Source organism: Calditrichota bacterium (genome assembly GCA_016867835.1).
Taxonomy (GTDB): domain Bacteria; phylum Electryoneota; class AABM5-125-24; order Hatepunaeales; family Hatepunaeaceae; genus VGIQ01.
In genome coordinates, this window is sequence record VGIQ01000041.1 from 1 (window position 1) to 21,755 (window position 21,755).

15 protein-coding genes are annotated in these 21,755 nt (G+C 58.7%); 5 read left to right on the forward strand and 10 right to left on the reverse strand.

Going from position 1 to position 21,755, the window contains the following annotated elements:
- Window positions 1-160 precede the first annotated feature (160 nt).
- The 3 genes from FJY67_05985 to FJY67_05995 all read right to left on the reverse strand — a co-directional run bounded on the left by FJY67_05985 (window position 161) and on the right by FJY67_05995 (window position 6,183).
- Entirely contained in the window at window positions 161-934 is a 774-nt protein-coding gene (locus tag FJY67_05985) for a triose-phosphate isomerase (protein MBM3329008.1), read from the reverse strand.
- Window positions 935-975: 41 nt separating this feature from the next.
- Window positions 976-2,205, reverse strand: a complete 1,230-nt coding sequence (locus FJY67_05990; GenBank protein ID MBM3329009.1) for a phosphoglycerate kinase — start codon at window positions 2,203-2,205, stop codon at window positions 976-978.
- 528 nt (window positions 2,206-2,733) lie between these two features.
- Window positions 2,734-6,183, reverse strand: coding sequence for a T9SS type A sorting domain-containing protein (locus FJY67_05995; GenBank protein ID MBM3329010.1), 3,450 nt, complete (start codon window positions 6,181-6,183; stop codon window positions 2,734-2,736).
- A 267-nt stretch (window positions 6,184-6,450) separates the two neighbouring features.
- Here FJY67_05995 and FJY67_06000 point away from each other — a divergent pair, with 267 nt between their 5' ends.
- Window positions 6,451-8,904, forward strand: a complete 2,454-nt coding sequence (locus FJY67_06000; GenBank protein ID MBM3329011.1) for a hypothetical protein — start codon at window positions 6,451-6,453, stop codon at window positions 8,902-8,904.
- 172 nt (window positions 8,905-9,076) lie between these two features.
- On the opposite strand, the gene rpmB is transcribed toward FJY67_06000, so the two are convergent.
- Window positions 9,077-9,496, reverse strand: a complete 420-nt coding sequence (gene rpmB / locus FJY67_06005) for a 50S ribosomal protein L28 (protein MBM3329012.1) — start codon at window positions 9,494-9,496, stop codon at window positions 9,077-9,079.
- Between the two features lie 27 nt (window positions 9,497-9,523).
- Between rpmB and FJY67_06010 the strand changes: the two genes are divergently transcribed.
- The 3 genes from FJY67_06010 to FJY67_06020 all read left to right on the forward strand — a co-directional run bounded on the left by FJY67_06010 (window position 9,524) and on the right by FJY67_06020 (window position 13,628).
- Window positions 9,524-10,654 (forward strand): tRNA dihydrouridine synthase DusB, encoded by a 1,131-nt coding sequence (locus tag FJY67_06010; protein MBM3329013.1) that lies wholly within the window; start codon window positions 9,524-9,526, stop codon window positions 10,652-10,654.
- A gap of 211 nt (window positions 10,655-10,865) precedes the next feature.
- The gene (locus FJY67_06015; GenBank protein MBM3329014.1) at window positions 10,866-11,975 is read left to right on the forward strand and encodes an aminopeptidase P family protein; all 1,110 of its coding nucleotides are present in this window, start codon (window positions 10,866-10,868) and stop codon (window positions 11,973-11,975) included.
- Between the two features lie 168 nt (window positions 11,976-12,143).
- Window positions 12,144-13,628, forward strand: a complete 1,485-nt coding sequence (locus FJY67_06020) for an aldehyde dehydrogenase family protein (GenBank protein ID MBM3329015.1) — start codon at window positions 12,144-12,146, stop codon at window positions 13,626-13,628.
- Between the two features lie 313 nt (window positions 13,629-13,941).
- On the opposite strand, the gene coaE is transcribed toward FJY67_06020, so the two are convergent.
- Window positions 13,942-14,634, reverse strand: a complete 693-nt coding sequence (gene coaE / locus FJY67_06025) for a dephospho-CoA kinase (protein ID MBM3329016.1) — start codon at window positions 14,632-14,634, stop codon at window positions 13,942-13,944.
- 267 nt (window positions 14,635-14,901) lie between these two features.
- Window positions 14,902-15,384: a 3-isopropylmalate dehydratase gene (locus FJY67_06030; GenBank protein ID MBM3329017.1), complete on the reverse strand. Its 483-nt coding sequence runs from the start codon at window positions 15,382-15,384 to the stop codon at window positions 14,902-14,904.
- A gap of 323 nt (window positions 15,385-15,707) precedes the next feature.
- Here FJY67_06030 and uvrA point away from each other — a divergent pair, with 323 nt between their 5' ends.
- Window positions 15,708-18,611: an excinuclease ABC subunit UvrA gene (gene uvrA, locus FJY67_06035; protein MBM3329018.1), complete on the forward strand. Its 2,904-nt coding sequence runs from the start codon at window positions 15,708-15,710 to the stop codon at window positions 18,609-18,611.
- A gap of 246 nt (window positions 18,612-18,857) precedes the next feature.
- Here the strand turns inward: uvrA and FJY67_06040 are convergent, their stop codons facing one another.
- The 4 genes from FJY67_06040 to FJY67_06055 all read right to left on the reverse strand — a co-directional run.
- Window positions 18,858-19,274, reverse strand: a complete 417-nt coding sequence (locus tag FJY67_06040; GenBank protein ID MBM3329019.1) for a hypothetical protein — start codon at window positions 19,272-19,274, stop codon at window positions 18,858-18,860.
- A 68-nt stretch (window positions 19,275-19,342) separates the two neighbouring features.
- On the reverse strand, window positions 19,343-20,011 hold the full coding sequence (locus FJY67_06045) for a hypothetical protein (GenBank protein ID MBM3329020.1): 669 nt from the start codon (window positions 20,009-20,011) through the stop codon (window positions 19,343-19,345).
- 125 nt (window positions 20,012-20,136) lie between these two features.
- Complete coding sequence (locus FJY67_06050; GenBank protein ID MBM3329021.1) at window positions 20,137-20,988, reverse strand: DUF4835 family protein; 852 nt, start codon at window positions 20,986-20,988, stop codon at window positions 20,137-20,139.
- A 1-nt stretch (window position 20,989) separates the two neighbouring features.
- A partial coding sequence (locus tag FJY67_06055) for a T9SS type A sorting domain-containing protein (protein ID MBM3329022.1) occupies window positions 20,990-21,755 on the reverse strand: 766 nt, incomplete at its 5' end.

Sequence of the window (21,755 nt, forward strand, 5' to 3'; positions counted from 1 at the left end):
TGTCGAGGTGCTCGCAGAGGGACATCGGAACGCCGGTTCTTATAGGAGCAGGCTTTCACTTGCGCAACCAGACCACTCATCCGGCATATACCTGATTCGCTTCGAGGCCGGAGCGACACACCTTGTCCGAAAGGTCGTCCTTATCCGGTAGAGCCGATGACTACTTTGCGCCTGTTGCGGCGATGATCCCGGCGAATTGATCGACCTTCAGCGACGCGCCGCCGACCAACGCGCCATCGACGTCCGGGCAGGCCAGCAGTTCCGATGCGTTCTGGTCGGTAACACTCCCGCCGTAGAGAATACTGGTGCCGGAGGCAATTTCGCTGTTCCACATTTCGGCGATCCGGTCGCGAATAAAGCGGTGCGCTTCTTCAGCCTGCCCGGCGGTAGCATTGACGCCGGTTCCGATAGCCCAGACCGGTTCGTAAGCGATCACCAGCCCGCCCTTGCCCGTCAAGGTCAGTCCCTCCAAGCCCACCTTCAACTGACGACGAAGGACATCGAAGGTCGCTCCAGCCTGCCGTTCTTCGAGCGTCTCCCCGATGCAGACGATCGGCCTAAGGCCGGCCGCCAATGCACGTTCCGCCCGCTTCCGTACGGTTTCATCCGTTTCACCGAAGTAGCGGCGTCGCTCCGAGTGTCCGATTATAGCCCAGGATGCGCCTGCTGCGAGGATCATCGACGGGGCAAGTTCGCCTGTGAACGCGCCCGACTCCGCCCAATGGACGTTCTGAGCGCCGAACTGAAACGGATGCCGGGTCGTCATCGATGCCAGCCGGGCAAGGTGCGTCGCAGGCGGACAAAGGACGATCTGCGGCAGGTTCTCCGGAGGCATCGAAGAGAGCCGCTCGTCAATCGCCGTTACGAGGTCTTCGCCGGTTGTCGGGGTCGTGTTCATCTTCCAGTTGCCGGCAATGATGAGGTCGCGGGACATAGTGGCTGAGGCGTTGGGGGACGATGAGATTGGAGTTCTGCCTACCGATCGGTCAATGCAGCGACTCCGGGAAGGACTCTTCCTTCGAGGAATTCGAGCGATGCCCCGCCGCCGGTCGAAACGTGCGACATTCGATTGGCCAGTCCGAACTTCTCCAGCGCGGCAACCGAATCGCCGCCGCCCACCACGGTAACGCCGCCCTTTCCGGTCAGCATCGCGAGCGACTCCGCTACGGCCCGGGTTCCGGTGGCATAGAGGTCGCGTTCGAACATCCCGACCGGCCCGTTCCAGACGACCGTCCCCGCTTGGGCGATCTCACGGGTGAATTCCGCTACCGCATCTGGACCGATATCGAAACCGATCTCTTCGTCGGGAATCTGATCCGAAGGGCGAAACCGCCAGCAGTAATGAGTGAACCTGCGGCCCTCATGCTCCGTTTCGCAGGTGGCATCGACGTTGAGCGCAGTCGTGGAATCGACCGGAAGAAGGATCTTCGATGCTTCGGGCAAAGCCATAATTTCCCGTGCGACGTCGAGTTTCTCCACTTCGCAGAGCGACTTCCCGATTTGGCCACCCCGCGCCTTGATCAACGTGTAGGTCATGGCGCCGCCGATCAGGAGGCGGTCCACCTTGCCGAGGAGATTCTTCAGGACGTCGATCTTAGTTGAAATCTTCGCACCGCCAATCACCGCGACAAAGGGGCGTTTGGGCTCGGCGAGGGCTTGGCCAAGGTAGGAGAGTTCCTTCTCCATCAGATAACCGGCGACGGCTCGGCCGGGGAAGTGCCCGGCTACGGCATGCGTCGAGGCGTGCGCCCGGTGTGCCGATCCGAAGGCATCGTTGACGTAGTAGTCTCCGAGCCTTGCCAGTTGCGCGGCAAAGTCCGGGTCGTTGGCCTCTTCTCCGGGATAGAAGCGGACGTTGTCGATCAGCAGCAGTTCGCCGCCCTTAAGGGACCTCGCGGCGGACTCGACTTCGCTGCCAATGCAGTCCGAGACGAATCGCACCGGCCACGAGGTGAGCGCTGTTAGCCGTTCGGCAACCGGCCTAAGCGAGTATTTCTCCTCCCGTTTGGCTTTGGGCCGCCCGAGATGGCTCATGACGACCGCCGATCCGCCGCTCTCAAGGATTTTCTTTAGGGTCGGAAGCGATGCCGTGATGCGGGTGTCGTCTTCGACTTCGCCCGATTCGGTAAGCGGCACATTGAAATCGACCCGCACGAGCGCGCGCTTCCCGGTGGGCGAAAGGTCATCGATGGTCAGTTTGTTCATGGGGATACCCTGATTTTCATGAGGTGCAAATCATCTTGTCTCGTCCTCCCGCTCTGCGGGGGGACAACAGGGGGGCAAGATGGACCATCCAGCTTCCCCCACCTATATTTCCCCCCCGCAAATCAGGGGGGAGATTACAAGAACACCTGCACCAAGTAATAGCAATCCTAAAACTGCACCCCGAATTCGTTGACGTCGAGGGAGAAAGTCTTGCCGTCGGTGACGACGAGCCTTCGGTCGGCGGCGAGCCCATAATAGGCGGCATCGACGTCGGCGCCGGGCGGCAGGAGGTTGACGATGTTGTTGGCGTCGCAGAGCGAAATACCCGCGTCCTGCGGTCGGGGCGACGGATGTAGTTATTGGTGCCGGTTTCGAAGACGAAGACAAAACCGCGAGCCAGGAGCGTCGCTTCTGCGGTCCGGACGATTTCGCCGATAAAATGACGCCGGATGTCGCCGTCGAAATTACGGCGAATGATCAGGTGGATTTTATCGCTCGGCTGCAGCAGGGCGTGGGGTTGGGGCGGACTCATTTCAGCAGGGTGATCTTTCGGCTGACTTGATAGGATCCAGCATCCAATCTAATCTGATATGTTCCAGAGGGCAAGTCTGCCGCATCTATGGTCATAGTCCGGTGCCCCGATACCAGCCGGCCCGTGGGGGTCAGGTCCGAGACGAGGCGGCCGAGAGCGTCGTATAGACGAATGCGGAATGCGGAATGTGGAGTGTGGAGAGTGGGAGGTGGGATGTTGAGAGCTACCGTTATCCGCGAATTGAAGGGATTGGGGTAGGCATCGAGAAGAGAGTAGGATTTCGGTGATGCGAATGTCGTCCGGGCATCAACGGTGAATAGCGCATTCTCTGCATATCTCAATTGCCGCGAATCGGTCGGGACGAGCGATACTTCAGTTCCATCAACTTGAATCAGTCGCAGGTTGAAATCCTCGCCTTCCGCCAGCCCATCGACAACCTCCGTTGACCGGTCATCACCGTAAACCGGAAGCCCGGCATAGCTTTCTTCGTTCACCCTTCCCGACCCGACCCAACGGCCCGATCCCGAATATGCCCGCACTTCGGAGCCGACAACTGTTTGGTCCCCCTTTGAGAGTTGCACCAGCAGGCTCATATTGCTGCCGGTGTTGCGAGGCAGCGCCAGAGGCGGGAGGCGATAGGATCCAGCCAGATTATCACCGCCTCGCTCGGGCCAGACGAACCGGACGTCATCGTCCATCTTCAGCATATAGCCCTGACCGGGACGCAGAGGTTCGAGGCTTGAGAAGTTCATTGCCGGAATCGCAAACCGACCTGCTCCGTCTTTCATCAGGATGACGTGTTCGCGGATGTCGGCGAGGGCGGCAAAGTCGGGAGCCGAGGCGTCGAGGGGATAGTCCGGATAGTATGCGATGGTGTTCCAACCGGGATGCAGATCGATCGGCGTCTGCGGATCGATGGGGGCGCCCTCCCAAGCGCCCCGGGCTGAGCCGGTCATGTGGACCCAATAGCCCTCTGCCGGGTGCCAGCCGGGGATATTGTTGAAGTCGAATGCCGGTCGGTAGAAGCGCCCCGCCGGCGAGCGGAGTTCGACCACCTGATGAAAGTTGCCGAAGCGCCATTGGTCGGTCATCCGGCGGATGTCGGGGAGATCGACCCACAACTGTCCGTAACGTTCGCCGGGCGAGATGTTGAGCGAGATGAGGTTCCAATTGCCGCCGAGTTCGATCCGTTGACCGGGCGAGTCGTCCATTATGCCGAGGACGCGCGAAAAGTCGTAGATACCAAACGCTGTATTCCCCGCCGAAAATGCGAGGCCGCCGCCGAGGGGGAGCACGGCGGTTCCGAGCCGAACCGGTGGACTTTGATAGACCAGTTGCGGTTCGAGCGGATTCACAAGATCATAGACCTGGATATCGTTTGAACCAATGAAGAGATGCCGGCCATCGACGACTACTTCGTTGAAGTTGTTGCGATCGTTTCGGAATGAACCGGCAATCTCCGGCTCGCGAAGGTTAGAGAGGTCGATGATATAGACAAAATTCGAATTGGCGACTGAGCCAGACGTCAAATAGGCAATGCTATTCCTAAAAGCCATGAGTCCCCAGCCTTCCAGACGGCGGGGATGGTCCAGGGTCGCCATCAACTCCGGCTCATCGGGATTCTCGAAATCCCATATCTCAAGCGTTGTCCCGAGGGCAAAGAGGAAATTGCCGCGAGCCACCACATTATACCAGCGCTGATTGGAAATCCGGCCGACAACTTCAATCGTTTGAGGGTCTTCCACATCCAGGACGATCAGCCCGGGATTGTTCGTTGAACCGGCAAAGACTGCCCGCCCGTTCAACACCGCAAAGTCGTTGAAATTCCGAAATTCGTCGGTTTCCCGGCTGCCGAGAGTGAACATCCTATCCGGTCGCTCGATATCTACGACGGAGATTCGGTTGTATCCCGCAAGATAGAGGCGGTTGCCTTCCCGTGCCGTCCGGGTATGCGATCCGACGCCGATATTGTCCAGGAACCGTATATTGTCGCGGTCGGTCAGGTCCACCGACGTCACTCCGTTCCTCAATATGAAGGCGAAGTCCCCCGACACCACCGGATCGAGACCGGAATAGTTGCTTTGGTCGATTCTGCCCCGCACGACAAGGTCGGTGGAACGAATGGAGAGCGGCACCCGCAGCGGGCCGTCGATGTCGTTCGATTCGATCACCAGGGTATCGCGGAACATATCGAACCGTTCCACCGGGCGGTAGGTAAGATTCAGCCGTTGGTGTTGTAGTCCTGCCAGTTCGAACCGGCCTTCGTTATCGATATTGAATAGTCCGCGGGAGGTAAAAATGCGCCCCACTTCAAGCGGCATCCGGCCGTCGTTGGTGAAGGAGAAGGACTTGCTGACCGACTCCCCGATGGTGGTCGTTCCGAAACTGACGTTGCGCGTCGCCGAATTGATCGACTGAATGCCCCGGACATAGCGATAGACCTTCAGGCCCTGTTCGCCCGCCGCTGCAAAGACGTAGTTCCCCACCGGCATCACGTCGGGAAGTTGATCATCGCTAAAGGAAGCGGCAGTCCGAAGCGGCTGATGATCGACAAAGTTCTTGACTGCAAAGCCGTTTTGGCCTCGGGCGAAGTAGAGAAAGTCCCCCGCCACCTTGATTTCTGTGCAGGAGAACTGCTCGTAACTGACGACCCGGACGTTGTCGCGATCTTCGAACGAAAAATAGCCCTTGTCGGTGATCAGGATGTTCCCGTGCGCGGCGATGGTCCCGACGCTATAGACGAATGGGAAGACTTGCTCCACGTGCGGCCGGTTGTCACCGTCGAAGGCTATGCGGTATAGGCCGCGACGGGCTTGAAGCAGCACCTGATTGATCTCCCGGCCCGGTGCGTCGGAGTGAGCCCAGAGGTCGCCGTCCATCTCGACGATGTTCCTGAACTCCATATTGCTCGCGCCGACGTCCCAGAGCAGTTCGCGGACGACCTCGGCATTGCGAATTTCGTCCAGATTGCGGACGTCGATCCGCTTCACCATACAGGGATCATATATGAAGTTCTGCCGGCCTTCGAAGATGTAGGCAAAGCCGTTGCGGAGGTGGAGGGCGACGCTGTTGTAGCGGGACTGGTAGGATCGGTAGCCGCGCGATTGAGGGATCTGGCGGGAGGCGTCGAAGACGAAGAGGCGGTCTTCGGTGGCAACATACATACGGTCGCCGTCGAACTTCACGGCCCCGACCGGCCGCCCGATGGCGATGTTGCCCAATAGCGAGGGGCGTTCGGGGTTGGAGATGTCGAAGACGTCGATCGTCCCGCCGCGTTCATCGGTAGCGACGAAGAGCCTTTGGCCCTTCAGGAAGAGGCGGGAAGCCGATCCGTGCAGTTCAACCGTGCCGATAGGTTCGACGTTGTTGTTGGCAGATGCGGGAAGGACGGCGAAAAGAACCGCAGCGGCGGTCAACTGCGCAGTGAACCGGGTGAAGCGCATCATTTGATCTCACAAGTATATGAGACGGAAAGCGCATCCTGGTGGTCTTGCATTCAACTTAAGACCAAATTCGCAGGGAAGCAAGTCCTCTTGAAATGCGACTCATCCCGCCTAGCCTATGATGACGCTGCCCGAAGGTTGGCAAAGTAACTTGCCTGCTCCCGACTCTTGTGCAGGTTCAGCAAGGTTGTTAGATTGTAACAATAAGGCAATGCGACAGGCCAGGCATCCGTAGCGCCGCCATCCTGGCGGCAGGTCGGAGCCAGCGAGATGCTGACGCAGCGTTACTATGCACATATTAAGGAGTTTACGATGCACACCAGATCCATTTCACTTCTGCTAACCCTGACGGCGGCTCTGGCCTCCGCGCAGGAGTTCTACAACATCGAGCCGGTCTTCACCCTCCGCACCGCCTCCTGGGGCACGGTGCAAGGCATTGCCGGAGACGAACGATACGCCTATGTCCTCGACCAGTTGGCCGGCCTGCGCGTCATCGACATTCGGCGCCCCGAACTACCTGTTCAGACCAGCCTTCTCCCCCTCGGCCGCGACCCCTATCATCTCACTTACAGCAACGGCTATCTCTTCATTGCCGCCGGACGCGCCGGGGTCTTGGTCGTAGATGTGCGCAATCCGGCCCGGCCTGACCTGATCGGGATGATCGAAGAGGAGGGGGATGCGCGAAGCGTGGCGATCCGGGGCAGCCTGTTGGTAGTGGCGTCGGGCGAGTCCGGGATCGTCCTCTTCGATGTCGGCAACCCGCAAAATCCGCAGCGGCTTAGCGCTTTCGATACGCCCGGGTTTGCCAGACGGGCGGCGATCTTCAACGACCTTATCCTCGTAGCCGACAGCGAGAGCGGACTGAGGGTGATCGACGTGAGCGACCGGCGCAATCCGGTGGGGCGAGGTTCCCTCGCTCCGGAAGGCGACACCCGAGACGTCACGGTCTTCGGGCCGAACATCTACATCGCCGAAACTTCACGGATGTTCCGTATCGGGTTGAATGATCCGACGCGTCCGGAGCGGCTGGCCTCCTATAACGTTGAATCAGCGGTGAAGGCGATTGCAGCGTCGGCATTTACGGTTGCCGTCGCCCGTGTTGAGAGTGGCGAGATTTCGCTGCTTGGTTCGCAGGATTTGCGACGGCTCGGAAGTGTCGAGGACAACAGCGCGCCGTCGGTACTCTTCGCCGATGATCTGCTCCTCGCTGCGAGGCGGAAATTGATGCTCTATGATGCGTCCCGCCCCGAATCGCCTCGAGTAATAGGGTCTATCGGTAGACTTACCTACTTTCGCTCAGTCGAGGTATGGCGCAACTATGCGCTCTTTGGAACGGCGCCCGGCGGGGTTGACGCCTATGACATAACCGATCCGGCGCGTCCACGTTTGGTCTGGAGCCCTGTCAATCCCTACTATGAAACCTGGCAAATCGCTGTCGATGGAGACCGGTTGATTTCGGGGGATGGCCGGCCGGCGTATTTGCGCACGGGACAGATCGACCTGCCGGAGAGGATTGAATTTCTCGCAAATCGCTATCATGGTGCCTCCTGGATTCCACGGCTGCGCCTGAATGACCGATTTGCAATGATAACCAGCGGGAGTGGTCGCGGTGGTTTTCTATTTGATATTGCAAATCTTGCCAATCCTATATTGCGTGCCGCCGTTCTTGCCGATGCAGGAACCCGGGATGCGGCGATCTTTGAACGCACCCTTTTGCTGCAGACCGATAGCGATGTCGAACTCTATGACATAGGCGATCTGGTGGAGGTGCGGAGAATCGGTTCCTGGCAGGGTCTGGGGCGAGGAACGATGAGAATCGTGGGGGATGAGATTTGGATCAACACACTATCACGATTGAGGCGGGGTGATCTTTCCCAATTTCCCGGAGTCGAGTGGCAGGACGAAATCAATCTATCGGGTGAACCGGGCGATATGGTGGTCGTTGGCAATCATGCCATTGTGACGCGGGGGGAGCAAGGGTTGCGGATCGTCCGCAAGACCGATCGCGGTCTTAGGGTATCCGGCTATGCCCGACCCGCCGCGAATATGGTCGATGTGGCTTTCCGCCAGCCAGTTGCGGTCGTTGCTTTCGACACCGGATTTGCCATCTATAACGTAAATCTTGCGCTTCAGCCCAACATTCCACCCAGGTGGGGCGTCCGGCCGGGGCCGTTCGAAGTGGCAGCGGGTGAACCGCTGACCTTCGACTTCGTTGCGGAAGATTCCGATGCCGACACCTTAAGCCTTGTCCGCATCCGTCAGAACAAGTCTGTGTCGGCGCGAGTAACCCGAACCGGCCCGCTGCGCTGGCATTTTGCCTGGAACGTAGCACTTTCGGACACCGGTCGCTATGAAGCGCGCTATCTCCTCGACGACGGCGAAGACTTTTCCGACACCCTTCTGATCAGGATCGACGTCTCGCCGCGTCAAGCCGCGTGGCCCGAGCCGGGGCTGTTGCCACAGGACAATGGTCTCTCGGTCCATCCCAATCCGTTCAATAACGCTGCGGTGATCGAAGTGAGCCTGACGGGCAGTTCACCCACATTGCTCGAGGTCTTCGACGCAATAGGCCATAAAGTGGGCGATCTTACGCCCCTGATGAATGCGGTGCCCGGTTTTCAGTGGATCGAGTGGGATGCCGCAAGAATGCCGGCGGGGCGCTACATCGTCCGGTTGACGACGGCGACTGGCGCGCTAACTGCTGAAGCGCTGCTTGTCCGGTAGCGCATTACAGCCGGATGAGGGCGTCCGGCTGGCACAAGTAATTGCACAAACATCTGCCACTCTGATTAGTCCTTTCTAAGTCGGCTTGGTCGGACATCGAGCAGCACAGAGCGACAAAGGCAGGCTAACCGCCTGCCTTTGTCGTTGATCTCTTTGTCACTTGATCACTTGATCACTTTTCAACTTCGTCGTTCGGTTTACTTTCAGCCACATCAAGTTCCTCAACGGCCGCTTCCGTAACGGCCGCTTCTTCGGGTTTAACTTTGGGCTTGAAGAGCCGCGTGACGACGCTTCCTTCCGAGAAGTAGCGCGATTCAGGCTCGACCGGGTAGGCAGTTGCGGCAGCGATTGCCGGAGCCGTCGCCGGACGAACCGGACGGGCTTGTTTGGCTTTGAGAATGAGCGGCGGTCGGGTGATTAGTCCCGACTTGATCGCAGCCGTTGAGACGCGCACTCTACGCACCCGGCCGTCGATCAGAATGCGGACTTTCTGCAGGTTGACATTCCAGCGCCGAAGCGTGATGTTGTGAGCGTGGCTTACGTTGTGGCCCACCCGGGGGCCGCGTCCGGTGATAGCGCAGCGACGAGACATTGAACCGACCTGCTTTCAGTAACTGGTTTGGTTGGCCGGGGACGACCTTCACCGACCTTTATGGTCGGACTGGAGTCCGACCCTGCGGCGGGAGATGCATTCCCGGAGAAAGACTTATATTATAGAATGCCTCCCGTTGAAAAGCAAGGCCAAACCGCCCCTCAGGTCGCTAACTTCCAACTTCCCCCCGGTGCCATCCTTGCACCGATGGCCGGGATTACCGATTCCCCTTTCCGCAGACTTGCGCGGCGCTATGGAGCCGGTCTCCTCTACACCGAATGCATTTCGGCGGAAGGTGTCCGACGCGGCAGCGCGGCCAGTCTGGCACTCTGTCGGTTCCATCAGGACGAGCGGCCGATCGCCGTGCAACTGTTTGGATCCGAACCGGGACCTATCGCCGAAGCGGCGGCGGTAGTTGCTAAGCACTTCGCGCCCGATTTGATCGACATCAACTGCGGCTGCCCGGTGAAAAAGTTCGTCACCCGGGGGTGCGGCGGCGCATTGATGCAGTCGCCGACGAAGATCGGACGCATCGTCGCCGAAGTCCGGGCAGCCTCCGGCATTGCCGTCTCGGTAAAGTTACGGGCCGGGTATTTGCCGGGAGCGGAATCTGCGCCCGAAGCAGCGCAGGCCGCTGAAGAAGCGGGAGCGGTCTTTATCGCTGTCCACGGACGTTTTGTCCGCAAAGCCAAAGGCACCCCTGCCGATTGGAACGTGATCGCCCGTGTGAAGGTAGCGGTGGCTATTCCTGTAGTCGGTAATGGAGACGTCGAATCCTATGCCGATGCTAGAAGGATGATCAAGGAGACGAATTGCGACCGGGTGATGATCGCGAGATGGGCTCAGGGACGCCCATGGATTTTCGAAGCCTTGAATGACGTCGCAGCGCCTCCCAAGGTTCCGCTTGATCCACCACCTTGGGAGCGTTTAATACTCCTGAACGAGCACTACCGAATGATGTTCGACGAGTTCCCGGAGGGCTTGGCACTGCTGCGCATGCGCAAGCAGGCCGGTTGGTATCTCCACGGCCTCGCCGACGCGGCAAAAGTGCGCCAGTCGATCATGCACATCGACAATCGCCCCGCGCTGGAAACGGCGCTCTCCGAATATCTGACCTATCTGCATAAGCCAAGTCCTTTGGAGGCAGAAACACTCTGAGCCGCCGAACGATTTTCAGTTAGCCGGTGTAGGTATCCCCAACTTGCACCTTGCGGGCGGGATAGATTATATTGGGCTTAGGCTTTAGGTGGTGTTTGTCGTCTTGAACGAAGTGAAGGATCTCTTATACCATGGTCTCATCTCAAGCGGGTTCCTTCACTATGTTCAGGCTGACACCATTTGACGCACTTCTTAACACATTCCACTATCCATGAATCCCTGTCTCGACGCCTTGCGCCGCCGGTTTCGCAGCCTTGGCGTAGCCAATTTCATCCTCACCAAGTTCTCCGACATCCACTTTGAGGAGTCGGCCAACATCCGCTATCTGTGCGGTTTCAGCGGCTCGAACGGGCTTCTGCTCGTAACCGGCAGGGACGCCTTCCTTATCACCGACGGCCGCTACAAAACCCAGGCCGAAGCGGAAACTTCGGGGGTGCAAGTCTTTACATACAGCGGCGGGATGTCCGTTGCCGACGCCTTCGCCAAGGAACTAAAGTCAAATAAAGCCATCCGCCTACGCGGCCGAACCGGCATAGAGCAAAGCCGGATGACGGTGGAAGCGGCTGACGCGCTGCGCAATCATTTTCCAAAGATAGAATTGGTCGGGACGTCGGGCGTTGTCGAAGGTCTTCAAGCGGTCAAATCCCCGGACGAGATCGCTCTGATTCGCAAGGCTGTCGCGGCAACCGATAAAGTCTTCGAGACGATCCTGCCGCTGATAAAGCCCGGTATCCGCGAGTCTGAATTAGCAGCCGAGATTACCTATCAGCACAAGAAGTTTGGCGCAGAGAAGGATGCCTTCGAGCCTATCGTCGCTTCAGGCAAGCGCTCAGCGCTGCCGCACGGCATTGCTTCGGACAAGAAGATCGCCCGGGGCGATTTCGTCACTATCGATATGGGCTGCTCGTTAGGAGGCTACACTTCCGATATGACCCGCACCGTCGTCGTCGGCAAAGCGACTGCCGAACAGCGCAAGGTCTATGGCCTTGTGCTGAAGGCTCAGCAGGCGGCTTGCGAAGCAGTGCAGGCCGGTCTGGCTTGCGCCGACCTCGACCGGGTTGCGCGGACAATCATCGCCGACGGCGGGCACAAAGACCATTTCACCCATGGTCTCGGGCACGGCATCGGGATGGAGGTTCATACCGCGCCGCGGGTCAGCGCACTATCGAAAGACGTCCTTCGCGCCGGTATGGTGGTGACGATCGAGCCGGGTGTTTACATCCCCGACTGGGGCGGTGTCCGCATCGAAGACGACGTCGTCGTCCGCGATGGCGGGGGGGAAGTGCTCAACCGGTCGGAGAAGCGGTTGATAGAAGTGTAGCCGGTTTTTGCCGGACCTTCTCCGCGTAAGGGCGATCTCCAAATCGCCCGATGAGTTCGGCGGATTGGAATCCGCCATTATGCGATCATCATTCAACTGAAAGAAGTGCTAAACGCAGCACCATTCATCGCTGTCGCAAGGTAATCATCAATCCGCTTTCACCAATCTATGAATCAGTATCTCAATTACTTGGGTGGCGAGTGGAAGCCTGCTCGCTCCGGTCACTGGACCGAAAATCACAATCCGGCACGTTGGGACGAAGTAATAGGGCAGTTCCCGAAATCGGGACCTGAAGAGGTTGACGAAGCCGTTGCAGCCGCACGAATGGCATTTCGCGAGTGGCGGCTCGTTCCGGCTCCGGAGCGCGGCGCAATCATCAAGCGAGCCGGCGATCTGATGAGCGAACGTAAGGAAGACCTCGCGCGTGATATGACCCGCGAAATGGGCAAAGTGCTCGCCGAAACGCGCGGCGACGTTCAGGAAGGCATCGACACCGCCTACTACGCTGCTACCGAAGGGCGTCGCCTGTTCGGCCATACGACCCCGTCAGAACTGCGCAACAAGATGAACCTCTCGTTTCGGATGCCGATCGGCGTCGCCGGGCTCATCACCCCTTGGAACTTCCCGATGGCGATTCCGTGCTGGAAGACACTCCCGGCGCTGGTCTGCGGCAATACCGTGGTTCTTAAACCCGCATCCGATACTCCGCTCACGGCGACGCATCTGGTCGAAATCCTCGTCGAAGCCGGACTCCCCAAGGGGGTCATCAACCTCGTCCATGGCGGCGGCGGAGCGGTCGGCAACCGGATCGTCGAACACCCCGATGTCGCGCTGATTAGTTTTACCGGTTCGTCCGAAATTGGGAAGGGCATCAATGCCAAAGCCGGCGCTTCGCTGAAGCGCGTATCGCTCGAACTGGGCGGCAAGAACGCGATGATTGTGATGTATGACGCCGACCTCGATCTGGCTCTCGAAGGGCTGCTGTGGGGCGCCTTCGGGACGACCGGCCAACGCTGCACGGCGACGTCGCGTTGTATTGTCCATGCAGACGTCTATGACCGGTTCACGGCGATGCTGGTCGAAGCGACCAATGCGTTGCGGGTCGGCGATGGCCTCGATCCGAGGACGCAGGTTGGGCCGGTCGTCAACCGGTTGCAGCAAGAGACGGTCGAGTCCTATGTGCAAATCGGCAAGTCGGAAGGCGCGACCTTGCTCTGCGGGGGCTATGCGCTAAAGGAAGGTGATCACGCGGCCGGGTGGTTCTATGCGCCGACGGTGTTCGGGGATGTCAAGCCCCGGATGCGGATCTTTCAAGAGGAGATCTTTGGCCCGGTGCTTTCGGTGGCAAAGGCTAAGGATTTCGACGAAGCCGTGGCGATGCATAACGACTGCATCTACGGCCTTTCGTCTTCGATCTATACCCGGGATGTGAACCGGGCGTTCCAGGCGGTGCGGGACCTCGAAGCCGGCATCACCTATGTCAACGGCGCGACTATCGGCGCTGAGTGCCATATGCCATTCGGAGGCGTCAAGCAGACCGGTAACGGGCATCGCGAAGGCGGCTGGCCGGTCTATGAGTTCTTCAGCGAATTGAAGACGGTCTATATCGACTTCAGCGGGAGGTTGCAGCGGGCGCAGATCGATAACTATTAGGAGGTGCAGCAACGTGTTAACACGTCTTCCCGCTTGGCGGGGGGACTGCAGGGGGGCATTCCGGTGCGATACTTTCCCCCCCTTTATCCCCCCCGCTGAGCGGTGGGGAAGTTCCAGCCCTTAATCCCCCCCCCGCTGAGCGGTGGGGAAGTTCCAGCCCTTAATCCCCCCCCCGCTGAGCGGTGGGGAAGTTCCAGCCCTTAATCCCCCCCCGCTGAGCAGTGGGGAAGTTCCAGCCCTTAATCCCCCCCGCTGAGCAGTGGGGAAGTTCCAGTGCAACGCGCACTTGAAATGCCAATAACAATCCGCCCCATCAATATCTGGCTTTAGGCTCCGGGCTTTCGGCTCTTCGTCCCTCGCCTATCGTCCTGAAAACGTCGTCCGCCTTCCTGATAAGGTCTTCCTCAGTCCCGTCGTTGACGATGACAATGTCGGCGCGACGGGCTTTTTCGTCCGGCGGCAACTGCCGCTCGAGACGGGCTACGATATCCTCCCTCGTCAACCCGATCGGACGGGCTGCGGCGCGTTCGATCAGTAACTCCACCGGCGCAGTAACCGTGACGATGCGGTCGAAATCGCGTTCAATTCCCCACTCGAATAACAAGGCAGCATCGAAGACTACGACATCGTGAAATTCCGCGAGGAACGCCATCTCGTCTTTCGCTCTGTTGTAGAGCGCCGGGAAAGTGATGGCTGTCAGGTCGCGTTGACCTTCAGGCGTCGCGAATGCGACCCGGCCCAGGGCGAGGCGGTCGATGCGTCCCCCCGGCGAAAGTATGCCCTCGCCGAATCGTTCAACAAGCGCTCGACGCAGGTCCGCATCGAGGATTAGCGCTTCCGCTCCTACGCTATCACCGACCACGATGCCGGCGCCAAGTTCTTCCCATCGCGATGCGACGACCGACTTACCGGCGCCGATTGGTCCGGTCAGTCCGATGCGAAGGGACTTTGGATTTTGGATTTTGGATTTTGGAATTGGGATTAAGGTAAAGGGGTTGTGGGATATCTGACTGAAACGTCAGTAAAGGGTGCAAATAGTAGTGGCATTTATCAGTAGGACAGGCAGGAATGCCTGTCCAATGGACGGACATTCTTGTCCGTCCTACTGATACTACCATATGGCGCCCCCATCAAAAGTAGCGAGTTGATAGAGAATGCGACATGTGGCAAGGTCGTCATCCCCGCGCAGGCGGGGATCCAGACCAGAATAAATTGACACTGTTCCCGCCTACGCGGGAACGACGACCAATTTCGCCACATTCACTACTTGATACTAACCCCGCTTCAACTTCGCGCGCACTGCCGGAATCAGTCCACCGGCATCGAGGATCGCCTGGACGCCCGGGTCCAGCGGCGGGAACGAGATCGTTCGCCCGCCGGACAGCGTTATTGTGTGCGAGGCGAAGTCGATCCCGATCTTGCTGCCGGTGGTGATATCGTCCGGAAGTGTGGCTTCGACCAACGGCAGACCGACGTTGATGGCATTGCGAAAGAAGATGCGGGCAAACGATGTCGCCACGACGGCGGCGACGCCGGCGACCTTGAGCGCTACTGCAGCCTGCTCGCGGCTCGATCCACAACCGAAACCCTGTCCCGCCACAATGACATCTCCGGGCTTAAGGAGCGACGGAATTGCCGGATCGCAGCCTTCGAGGGCGTGCTGCGCCATATCGGCCGGGTCGAGGATCGGCAGGTATTTGCCCGGGTAGATCAGGTCGGTGTCGATGTCATCCCCGAGGCGCCAGACCGAATGCAGAGTGTCGATAGAAGAGTGCAGAATTGACGATGAATGATGAACGGTAACGAAGGACGCAAGAAAAGCGTCTGTTTAAGCCAATATAACAGCCATACCTTCCAGGTGCAAGGCAAAGATAAACCACCGTCCAAGCCTGCAGCAGCAGATACGTAAACGAATCGATCTACATCGCCAGTGCCTCTTCCAAGGCTTCGCCATCACCGCCTCGCTTCCTATATTATAGCACGCCTGATGTCCGGTGTAGAAGTTCGCTTTGGCGCGGCTAAAGTCACCGGCATCTTCACTCATCGTTCATTCGTTTCCGTTTTTCACTATACTTCACTCTGCATTCTACATCCCAAAGCGGCGTCATCTCGGTTCGAGGTGCGCGCGAGCATAATCTAAAGAATCTCGACCTCGACATCCCGCGCGACCGACTGGTCGTCATTACCGGACTATCGGGGTCGGGCAAGTCGTCACTCGCCTTCGACACCCTTTACGCCGAAGGCCAGCGGCGCTATGTCGAATCGCTCTCGGCTTATGCCCGGCAGTTCCTTGGCCTAATGGAAAAGCCCGATGTGGACCGTATCGACGGGCTCTCGCCGGCCATATCCATCGAGCAGAAATCGGGCATCCGCAATCCCCGTTCGACGGTCGGGACGGTGACCGAGATTTACGACTATCTGCGCTTACTCTATGCCCGGATCGGGGTCCCGCATTGTCCCTCTTGCGGGAAGGTCGTCCGGCGTCAATCGGCTCAGGAGATCATCGACCAACTGCTCGAGTCGGGCGCCGAGCGCAAACTGACCATATTGGCGCCGGTCGTCCGGGGGCGCAAGGGCGAGTATGGCGAACTCTTCCGTTCGATGGTGCGCGACGGTTTCACCCGCGTCCGGGTCGATGGCAAGGTGCGCGGTTTGGACGGCGAGATCATCCTTGACAAGAAGCGCAAGCACTCAATCGACGTCGTCATCGATCGCATCGTCGTCCGTCCCGATGCCCGCGACCGGCTCGCCGACTCGGTTGAACTCGCCCTCCGCCAAGCCAATGGCTTGGTGATCGCCGATTACGAAGACGGCGGGGAAGTTCTCTTCAGCGAACACTTCGCCTGCGCCGAATGCGGTATCTCGTTTGAGGAACTGGCACCTCGTCTTTTCAGTTTCAACTCCCCCTTCGGCGCCTGTCCGACCTGCACCGGTCTCGGCTACAAGATGGAGATAAATCCCCGACTGGTCATCCCCGACCCAACCCGCTCTATCCGGGACGGTGCTATCGCCACCTTCAACAGCGGACGTGAAGGCTGGTTCCTGCGGATGCTCGAGCAACTCGCCGAAGCGACCGGTTTCAGCCTTCTGACACCCTTTGAAAAACTGACCTCCGATCAGCAGCACCTGGTCCTTTATGGCAGCAAGGGCCAGCGCATCCGCTTTCGCTATGTCTCGTCGACAGGTAACTCAATGTGGGAGCACGAAGGCCATTGGGAGGGTGTCATTCCCAATCTCCAGCGTCGCTACCGTCAGACCGAATCAGCCCTCATCCGGGAGTGGATCGAGGGATTTATGGGTGACATCCCCTGCCCCGACTGTCACGGCGAGCGTCTTAAGCCTGAAGCGCGAGCAGTTACGGTCGGAGACCTTTCGCTCCCACACTTGGGAGAACGCTCAATCGGAACCGCCCTCGAGTTCGTTAACGGACTGGTCCTCGACGAACGCGACACGACCATCGCCCGCACCATTCTAAAGGAGGTTGCAGCCCGTCTTGAATTCTTGAACAACGTCGGTCTGAATTACCTGAGCCTCTCCCGTGCCGCCGGGACGCTTTCAGGCGGCGAAGCCCAACGGATCCGCCTGGCGACGCAAATCGGCTCCGGACTGGTCGGCGTGATGTATATCCTCGACGAGCCTTCCATCGGCCTGCACCAGCGCGACAACGCGAAACTGATTGCAACCCTGAAACGTCTCCGCGACCTCGGCAATAGCGTCATCGTCGTCGAGCATGATCAGGAGACGATTGAGTCGGCCGATTGGGTCATCGACCTTGGGCCGGGAGCCGGACGCACCGGCGGGCATATTGTAGCCGCAGGAACACCGGCCGACATTGCCAGGCATCCAAAGTCGATCACCGGTAAGTTCCTCTCCGGCCGCGAGGCGATTCCCGTTCCGGTCACCCGCAGAATGGAAAATGGAAGAGGGAAAAGGGAAAAGAGAAGGTCGAATTCACGGGGCGACTATCGATCTACCCCAAACAAGAATCCAGAGCCTCACCTCCTCATTCGCAATGCCACCGGAAACAACCTGAAGGGCATCGACGTCCGCATCCCGCTTGGGAAGTTTATCGCTGTAACCGGCGTATCCGGGTCCGGCAAGTCGAGCCTCGTGGTCGAGACGCTCTATCCGGCTCTGGCCCGGCACATCTATGGCAGCCGTCTTATGCCGCTTCCACACAGCACCATAAGTGGTCTCGAGTTGATCGATAAGGTCGTCGATATCGACCAGTCTCCCATCGGCCGGACGCCGCGCTCTAATCCCGCCACCTACACCGGCCTCTTCAATCATATTCGCGACCTCTTCGCCCAACTGCCCGAAGCGAAGATGCGCGGCTATGGGCCGGGGCGATTCAGTTTCAACGTCAAGGGCGGACGCTGCGAGCAGTGCCAGGGCGGCGGAATCATCAAGATCGAAATGCACTTCCTGCCCGACGTCTATGTCAACTGCGAACTCTGCAAAGGCAGGCGCTACAACCGCGAGACGCTGGAGGTGAAGTTTAAGGGCCGGAGCATCTCGGATGCGCTCGACATGACGGTCGCCGACGCTCTTGACCTCTTCCGTGACATACCGGTCATCCGGCGCAAATTGGAAACCCTCGCCGGCGTCGGGCTCGGCTACATCCATCTCGGTCAACAGGCGACAACGCTCTCGGGCGGCGAAGCCCAGCGGATCAAACTTGCGGCAGAATTATCGAAGGTCGCGACCGGACAGACCTTCTATATCCTCGACGAGCCGACCACCGGCCTCCACTTCGCCGATGTCCAGATGCTGCTTGAAGTCTTGCAAGCGCTCGTGGAGAAGGGCAATACCGTCCTCGTAATCGAGCACAACCTCGACGTGATCAAATCCGCCGATTGGGTGATCGACCTCGGGCCGGAGGGAGGCGACAATGGTGGAATGATCGTCGCCGAAGGGACTCCCGAGGATGTTGCCAGGAATAAGGGGAGTTGGACGGGGGAGTATCTACGAAAGGTGCTTTAGGCGTAACGTCATTCCCGCCTTCGAGTCTGTCCGAGATTAGACATACTTGTGCCGTCGGGTCTCCTCACCCGACGGCATGCGATTGTAAATAAAAGACCACTGGTGTCAGGTGGGGACACCTGACACCACAGAATCGGGGAATCATTGACCTGGGTTCCCGCCTGCGCAGGAATAGCGTCCGCCAAAACATCAAAGCGCCGTCCGGATGTCCCGGGCGGCGCTTGAAGTTCTTAATGGTGCAGACGACTACCGGAATATCGCTTTGATGCTCCCCCAGGTGCGGCGGATGTTGGAGAACGAGAGGGTTACGATTTCAACCTCGCTCCATTCGGTCCGGTTGCCAATCAGGCCCACTTCGACACGGTATTCGACGCTGCGCGGTTCGCCTTTGAAGAGGTCGCGATCGGTAAAAGAATACCGGCTGCCGTCGCCAGTCGGCGCGGCGGTGTGGATCGTGCTGAATCTCTGCCCGTCGAAACTGCGCTGCAGGCGAAAGGTCGTTACGCCAGCCTCACTGCCGCCGGTCCATTCGATCTGCACCTCGGGGCTTTCGACCCAGGCGCGAAAATCCTGCACTGCGCGGGACTCTGCCCAAAGAGCCGCCGCTGCAAGCAGGATGATTATCCCCGATGCAAGCACGGGGACGATGTGGAGTCTTTTCATAAGTATGGACAAGATAAAGTATCCCGAGCCTCTTGTCAAGGGTTGAGACCGTTCCAAGGCCAAAATTCTTACCTCCCAACCGAGAGACCGATTGCAATAAGCGTCGGCTCGTCAACCAACTGCCGGATAGCCTCTTCAGGTAGCGTAGTTAGAGCGATGCGGCCTCCCAGCAGCCATCCTCCGACGGCTCGTTCTAATGCAAACGATATGCCGGTATAGAGAAGCCGGCTGCGCTTCACTCCGACGTAAGCCTCATTGAATTGCGCCGCCCCCCATCCCGCTTCGATCGCGATACTGCCTTCCCAATCTTCAATCGATAGCCAACGTTCCCATCCGGCCGATGCTGTCCAAGCATTGCTATATTCAAGGTAGTCCATCGACACGCTCACCGACAGTGCGCTGGCGTCGAAGTTCATACACCCCGTCAGTTCGATTTCCCCGGTCGGCGGCGAATCGTCCTGATGCGGGTAATGATAATAGGAGATTGCCGGTTCAAGTTCCAGTCGTCCTATTTCAAGTTGACGCGACAACGTTAAATCGACCTCATTCATGACTGCCGGACCTACCGGAGGAGTCGGATCCCAATTGACCCACAACTCAAGCGAGGTCCTATCCAAGTCGATCCAAAGCGATGGCTGCACGACGACGCCCTCGCTCCAGGCCAGGCCACGCCAGACATAGCGCGAGTTAAGTTCAAGGCTGCCGCCGACGTCGAGGGTAGGTGTTGCAGCCGTCATTTCTGCGGCGAAGAGTATGATAATGTTAATGCTAATGAGAGGTATAGGTGCGGAGGGCCGAAGGGCTGTCTATCTCAGGAAGTGATGATTCAATAATATTAAGAATTAACAACTTAAACAAGAAATCATTCTTCACTCTCCTTCGCCCACTCCTCAAATTCATCAAGTTCATCCCACATTTCGAGCGCGGTCAAGGCATCGACTACTTTCTGCCGGTCAACGAACCGGATGACATGATCGCCATACTTAAGTTCAAGATTCTCCGGTGCGGTGGACATTGCGAGGTGGACTGCTTCAGCCAGATGCGGCACGGCATCTTCGATATTATCTACGGCCAGAAACCGCCGTCCCGACTCGAAATGGTAAGCCGCCTTGCGTAATGTCACCCAGAGCGAATCGCTGAACTTCTCTGCCAATCTGCGCCGTTCTTCCCAACCTAATGCGTAGAGCGCCTCGAACCGCGCGGCCTGGGCAATCATCCGGGCGCGCTCATAATAGGGTTCACCGCCAAGCGGCCGGTAGCGATCCATTTCAGTGCCGCAGGCGAGCGCCAGATAATACTCGACGAGGCCGGTCAAAGGGTGGTAGGGATCGCTCCACGGGAGGCGCTCCTCTTGAGCGAAAGGAAACTCCCATCGCCGATCGCGAAACTGAACGCCGCTCTTAAGGCCGATGAGGATGCCGGCTTCATAGCGGCGCAATATGGCATTGCGGCTGAATTTGTCGAAAAAGAGGTCGATCTGCACGGCAAACGGGAACCCGGGCCGGCTGCCGGCCCAGGTTTGCTCCCCGATGAGCCGCTTCAGTTCGCTGTCCAGTCCTGCCAGATAGACCTTTTCCTCTTCCGGCAGGCGGTCGAGATGAAGGCTAATACTCGGTTCCGTCGGTGCTGCAAAAAGAAGTATCGCAGAGTGCAGAATGTAGATCGCGGTATGCAACGCAGAATGCAAAATGAACAGAGAAACCCTAAACCGAATTCTACTTCACTAACACCGCCTTGATGGTCTCACTGCGCCCCCCTGAACTTAGCCGGACGAAATAAATGCCGTCCGGCAGATGGTCGGCATTCCAGATATACTCCGACTTCGCACCATTGGCACTGCCTTCAAAGATCGACCCGACAAGCCGACCGGAGATGTCGAGTGCTTCCAGGCGGTAACTGGCTGAACTCATCGCCGAGACCGCAATCCGGACCTGCCCATTGAACGGATTCGGGAACGCCCCAATCAAGTGCGGCTCATCAGGCAGTTCCGGCGCTTTGCTCTGGTCCGGCACATCGAGGATGCGAAAGACCTCGAACACATTCGCCAGAAATCTGCTCCTTGGCGTTGTCCCACCCTGGCCGCTCACCGCTTCGAGAGCGAATCCGCAATAGACCAACCCATATTCGCGCCGGTAGAGGATGGCACCGGTGCCGGAGCCGTTATCGTAATCGAGTATCGGCTCGGCGGCGCCCAAGGCTTCCATCGAACTGGGCGAGAGCGTCCCGTTGCCGGCGCCGGCTCCGATCAACAGCAGCCGTTGTCCTTCGGACGGCGACCCGCCCCTGCCCTGCACGATCCGTCCGGCCGAGTTATCCGCCACATGCCGCGCTTTGAGAATTTCCTGATGGAAAGCGCTCCCGCCATGGTCGTCCCCGATGAACTGTCCGGCGAGGACCAGATTTCCCCCTCCGCCCAGATAGTTACGTATGAGCGCCTGTTCGCCGTCGGAGAGCGCATTGCGGGCATTGCCGGTCAACCAG

Coding starts and splice junctions, on each gene's coding strand:
- FJY67_06040 (MBM3329019.1), bottom strand. CDS start 19,274: ATGAAAAGACTCCACATCGTCCCCGTGCTTGCATCGGGGATAATCATC.
- FJY67_06045 (MBM3329020.1), bottom strand. CDS start 20,011: ATGACGGCTGCAACACCTACCCTCGACGTCGGCGGCAGCCTTGAACTT.
- FJY67_06015 (MBM3329014.1), top strand. CDS start 10,866: ATGAATCCCTGTCTCGACGCCTTGCGCCGCCGGTTTCGCAGCCTTGGC.
- FJY67_06000 (MBM3329011.1), top strand. CDS start 6,451: ATGCTGACGCAGCGTTACTATGCACATATTAAGGAGTTTACGATGCAC.
- FJY67_06020 (MBM3329015.1), top strand. CDS start 12,144: ATGAATCAGTATCTCAATTACTTGGGTGGCGAGTGGAAGCCTGCTCGC.
- FJY67_05995 (MBM3329010.1), bottom strand. CDS start 6,183: ATGATGCGCTTCACCCGGTTCACTGCGCAGTTGACCGCCGCTGCGGTT.
- FJY67_05990 (MBM3329009.1), bottom strand. CDS start 2,205: ATGAACAAACTGACCATCGATGACCTTTCGCCCACCGGGAAGCGCGCG.
- rpmB (MBM3329012.1), bottom strand. CDS start 9,496: ATGTCTCGTCGCTGCGCTATCACCGGACGCGGCCCCCGGGTGGGCCAC.
- FJY67_05985 (MBM3329008.1), bottom strand. CDS start 934: ATGTCCCGCGACCTCATCATTGCCGGCAACTGGAAGATGAACACGACC.